Origin of the sequence: Acidaminococcus sp., assembly GCF_050873445.1 — a bacterium.
In the GTDB taxonomy this organism is placed as follows: domain Bacteria; phylum Bacillota; class Negativicutes; order Acidaminococcales; family Acidaminococcaceae; genus Acidaminococcus.
Genome location: NZ_JBNMIU010000087.1, coordinates 1 through 3,680 on the forward strand (window position 1 = coordinate 1; position 3,680 = coordinate 3,680).

At 53.9% G+C, this 3,680-nt stretch carries 3 protein-coding genes and 1 pseudogene; 2 read left to right on the plus strand and 2 right to left on the minus strand.

The window, feature by feature from the left end:
• Positions 1-222: 222 nt before the first annotated feature.
• Positions 223-1,344 carry a glycosyl hydrolase family 18 protein gene (locus ACR0QW_RS10740; protein ID WP_432643630.1) on the minus strand — a complete coding sequence of 374 codons (1,122 nt, stop codon included), beginning with the start codon at positions 1,342-1,344 and terminating at the stop codon, positions 223-225.
• A gap of 12 nt (positions 1,345-1,356) precedes the next feature.
• Positions 1,357-2,454 carry a [FeFe] hydrogenase H-cluster radical SAM maturase HydE gene (gene hydE, locus ACR0QW_RS10745; RefSeq protein WP_432643631.1) on the minus strand — a complete coding sequence of 366 codons (1,098 nt, stop codon included), beginning with the start codon at positions 2,452-2,454 and terminating at the stop codon, positions 1,357-1,359.
• Positions 2,455-2,614: 160 nt separating this feature from the next.
• Here hydE and ACR0QW_RS10750 point away from each other — a divergent pair, with 160 nt between their 5' ends.
• Both ACR0QW_RS10750 and ACR0QW_RS10755 read left to right on the plus strand, forming a co-directional pair.
• Positions 2,615-3,538 (plus strand): LysR family transcriptional regulator, encoded by a 924-nt coding sequence (locus ACR0QW_RS10750; RefSeq protein WP_432643632.1) that lies wholly within the window; start codon positions 2,615-2,617, stop codon positions 3,536-3,538.
• A gap of 65 nt (positions 3,539-3,603) precedes the next feature.
• Positions 3,604-3,680, plus strand: a pseudogene (locus ACR0QW_RS10755) (transposase); the annotation flags it as partial.

Below are 3,680 nucleotides of genomic sequence, written 5' to 3' on the forward strand. Positions count from 1 at the left end.
AATATCCATTCAGGATATCCTCCTTTCAAAATGAAGTGGTTGGTAGCCATCTTCATTTTACCAAAGGAGGATTTTTTGGTATAGCTAAAAGCTTTCCAGAACCCCACGCATAGCGTGGGGTTTTCAAACCCGACAATAAAGAGCCGGCGCCCACGACGCACGGCTCTTTTATTATAGCTGATTTTTCTGATTTATGCCAATGGGTGAGTTAGTGATTAGTGATTAGTGATTAGTTGTTGGTGATTGGATGGTCGGCGTGACCCGCCCGCTAAAATTCCCCACACTCTCCCACACATCCGGCTCCTCCAGGCCCTTTCGCCAATAGGCACTGCCGGCCAGGTCGTAGCGGCTGATTAGGGCATTCTTCAGGGCCAGGCTGCGTCTCTCCTCCATCCATACTTTGTGGAGGGTGCCCTGTTCTCTATATTCGAAGTAATACTGCCCTTCCTGGCTCAGCCAGGCAGGGACCAGACTGTGATCCTCGATCAGCTTCCTGGCCCCGAGCATGGACAGCGTCCTGGCATTGACAGTCCCGTCTTCTTTCACGGTCCAGTCCCGCATATAGAGGGGCATGCCCAATACCAGTTTCTCTTTGGGCACTTCCTGCAGGGTCTTCCGGATGCCCTGTTCCACCCAGGGCAGGCTGGCTACGCTTCCGGCCGTTTTCGAAAGCCTGTGGTGCTCATCGTAGGCCATAAGCATTACGTAATCCACCTGCCCGGCCAGTTCTTTCCGGTTGTAGCATCTGGACCAGTTGCCGTTGTCGCTGGGTACGGTCACATCAATGGACAGGGTATACCCGGCCGGCTTCAGCATCCCGCTGATTTCACCAACAAAAGCAGTAAGCCGGTCGCTGTCCTCCGCCCGGATATTCTCGAAATCCAGGTTGATGCCATCCAGCTGGTAGTTCCGGGCCAGCTGCAGCAGGTTCTCAGCGGCCTTCTGCCGCCCGGCCGGATTGTCCAGGAGACCGTGGGTACGGTCAGGGTCGAACCCATTGGTGATCAGAGCCCACACTTTGTACCCTTTGGCATGGGCCTGGGGTGCATAATCGGCAGCAGCGTTCTTGACTTCGATATTCCCTTCCGTATCGCTGAGGATGAACCAGCTGGGGGAAAGCACATTGACGCCTGGAAGCTTCTTTTCCTTCGCCAGCCGGGAAACTGCTTCTCCCGGAGCCTGCCAGTCCCACACCAGATGGACGGGTCCTTCCACCTTCCGGGGCACATAGACCGTCACCGGGCCTGCAGCCCTGGTATCGGGAGCCGTGGACTTTCTGGCACAGGCCGTGCCGGTAAAGGCAAGCAGGCAAAGGCCGATGCAAAGCAAACGCTGGATTTTCATGGTACTCCTCTTCTATTTTTCCTCTTCCGTCTTTTCTTGTACCTGGGGTTCTTCCTTCTTCTGGTCCTCCACCCGTTTGGGATACAGCATGGAATCGCCTCTCCCCAGGGTCATTTCGTACCCGTAGTGCTTCAAATAGCGGTACATGACTTCGATGGTATGGAGCAGCTTTTTCCGGGCGTCCTGGTTCAGGGAATCGGGATCAGCCGGGGGCTGCATGGGCATGCGCAGCACATTGGCGCCGCTTTGTACGCTGAGGATCTGGCCATGGGCGTGGATGCGCCGGATGGCCCAGGGCGCCACGATATTGGCCCGGGGGAACAGGATCCGCAAAATAGCCGTCAGCCGCAGGTACTCTTCCAGGGCCATGCGGTTCTCCTGGCGGAAGGGCGTTCCGTCTTCGGGCAGAAACGGAGTCAGGGTGATATTGTGGGGCGCCAGTTCCTGAAGCAAAGTCAGATCCTTCACCAGATAATCCATCTGTTCGTAGGGAGCTCCTGCCAGAAAGCCCGTATCCGTTTCATAACCCAGATCCTTCAAATCATTGATGCAGTCGATTTTGGTGGAAAGGGAATGGGTGGGCGGATGGAGCCGTGTGAAATGCAGGGGATCTGAAGTGACGAAACTGAGGAAGTATCGCTGGGCCCCGGCCTGATGCAGCCGGTAATAGGATTTTTTGGTCCGTTCCCCCACAGAAAGGCCCAGGGCGCAGTCGGGAAATTCCTGCTTCAAATTGGCCAGGATATTGCACAGGATCATATCCGTGTAGTAGTGGTCCTCCCCTCCCTCCAGAAGGAAGGAACGAACGCCCAGTTCGTATCCCAGGGCGCAGGCTCCCCGGATCTGTTCCCAGTTCAGCCGGAACCGGGGCAGCTCGTCATTCTCTTCCCGGCGACGGCAGTACAGACAGTTCTGGGGACAGTGGTTGCTGAATTCCAGTACGCCCTGAAAATACACCCTGCGGTGGAACACATAGCTCATGGCTTCCTGAGCGCCCCGGAACAATTTGGCCCGCAGCAGCGGGTCCTCCGTCTGGAGCAGGGCCTTATACTCCTCGTCCGTGAGTACGGAATATTCCTTCAGCTTGTCCACCAGATCCACGATGCTCACCCGTCCTTTCGATGCGTCAGTTAGAATACTTTTATTATAAGGCTTTGGCAGTGAGATTGTCTACCAATTGACTTTTTCCTTTTTCTTGATTATGATTATACTATAAATATTCCGTATGACACATTGCTTGCTATACATATTTCATGAAAGGAGTACCCTTATGGAAATCCGTACCCTGCAATATTTCCTGGCAGTAGCCCGGGAGCAGAATATGACCGAAGCCGCCAACCTGCTGTTCGTTACCCAGCCTACCCTGTCCCGCCAGATGGCTGATCTGGAAAAAGAACTGGGCAAAAAGCTGTTCATCCGTTCCAACCGCAGTACCACCCTCACCGAAGAAGGGATGCACCTGCGCCAGCGGGCCGAAGAAATCCTGGCCCTGGTGGAACAGACCAAAAGCGAGATCAAAGATGAAGACCTGGACCTCACCGGCTGCATCCGCATCGGAGCCGGAATCACCTACCTGGCCCACTACCTGACGGATACCTTTTCCGAACTGCGCAAGGAGAATCCCCATCTGACCATCGAGATGCTCACCGGCAATGCTGACACCGTCCAGGAAAAACTGGAACACGGCCTGCTGGATTTCGGCCTGTTCATCCAGCCTTTCAATGTGGAAAATTACAACTATCTGGAACTGCCGGGAAAAAACCGGTTGGGCATCGTCACCAGCATCCACAGTCCCTGGGCAAAGCTGGATACCGTCACTCCGGAAAACATCCTGGGTATCCCTCTGATGACCTCCTCCCGGCACAATAACCGTTCCTTTGACCTGGAAAGCTGGTCCAGGGGAAAAATCTCCATGGAAAAGCTGGACATCGTGGGCACCATGGATCTTTCCTGCAACGTCAATCCTCTGGTTCTGCAGCAGACAGCCAATGTACTCTGCCTGGACCGGCTGGAACACCATAACTCCCCCGAACTGAAATTCATCCCCCTGGAGCCTGCCTACGAAGTCTCCAGTCTGGTAGTCTGGAAAAAATACCGTCTGCTCAGCCATTCCAGCCAGGTCTTCCTGGAACGGCTGAAACAAAGGATTGAGGAAGAGACAAGCAAAAGGGGCTGTGAAATAATGGCCCCATGAACACGAGAAAGGACTTTCGATTCTTGCGAACCGAAAGTCCTTTTTCGTGTTAGAATTTAACTGACATGAAAAACCTAACTGTGTATTATAATACTCCCAAGCAGGGAATTTTACCAGCATTTTTTTCTGAGTGCCTGGATAT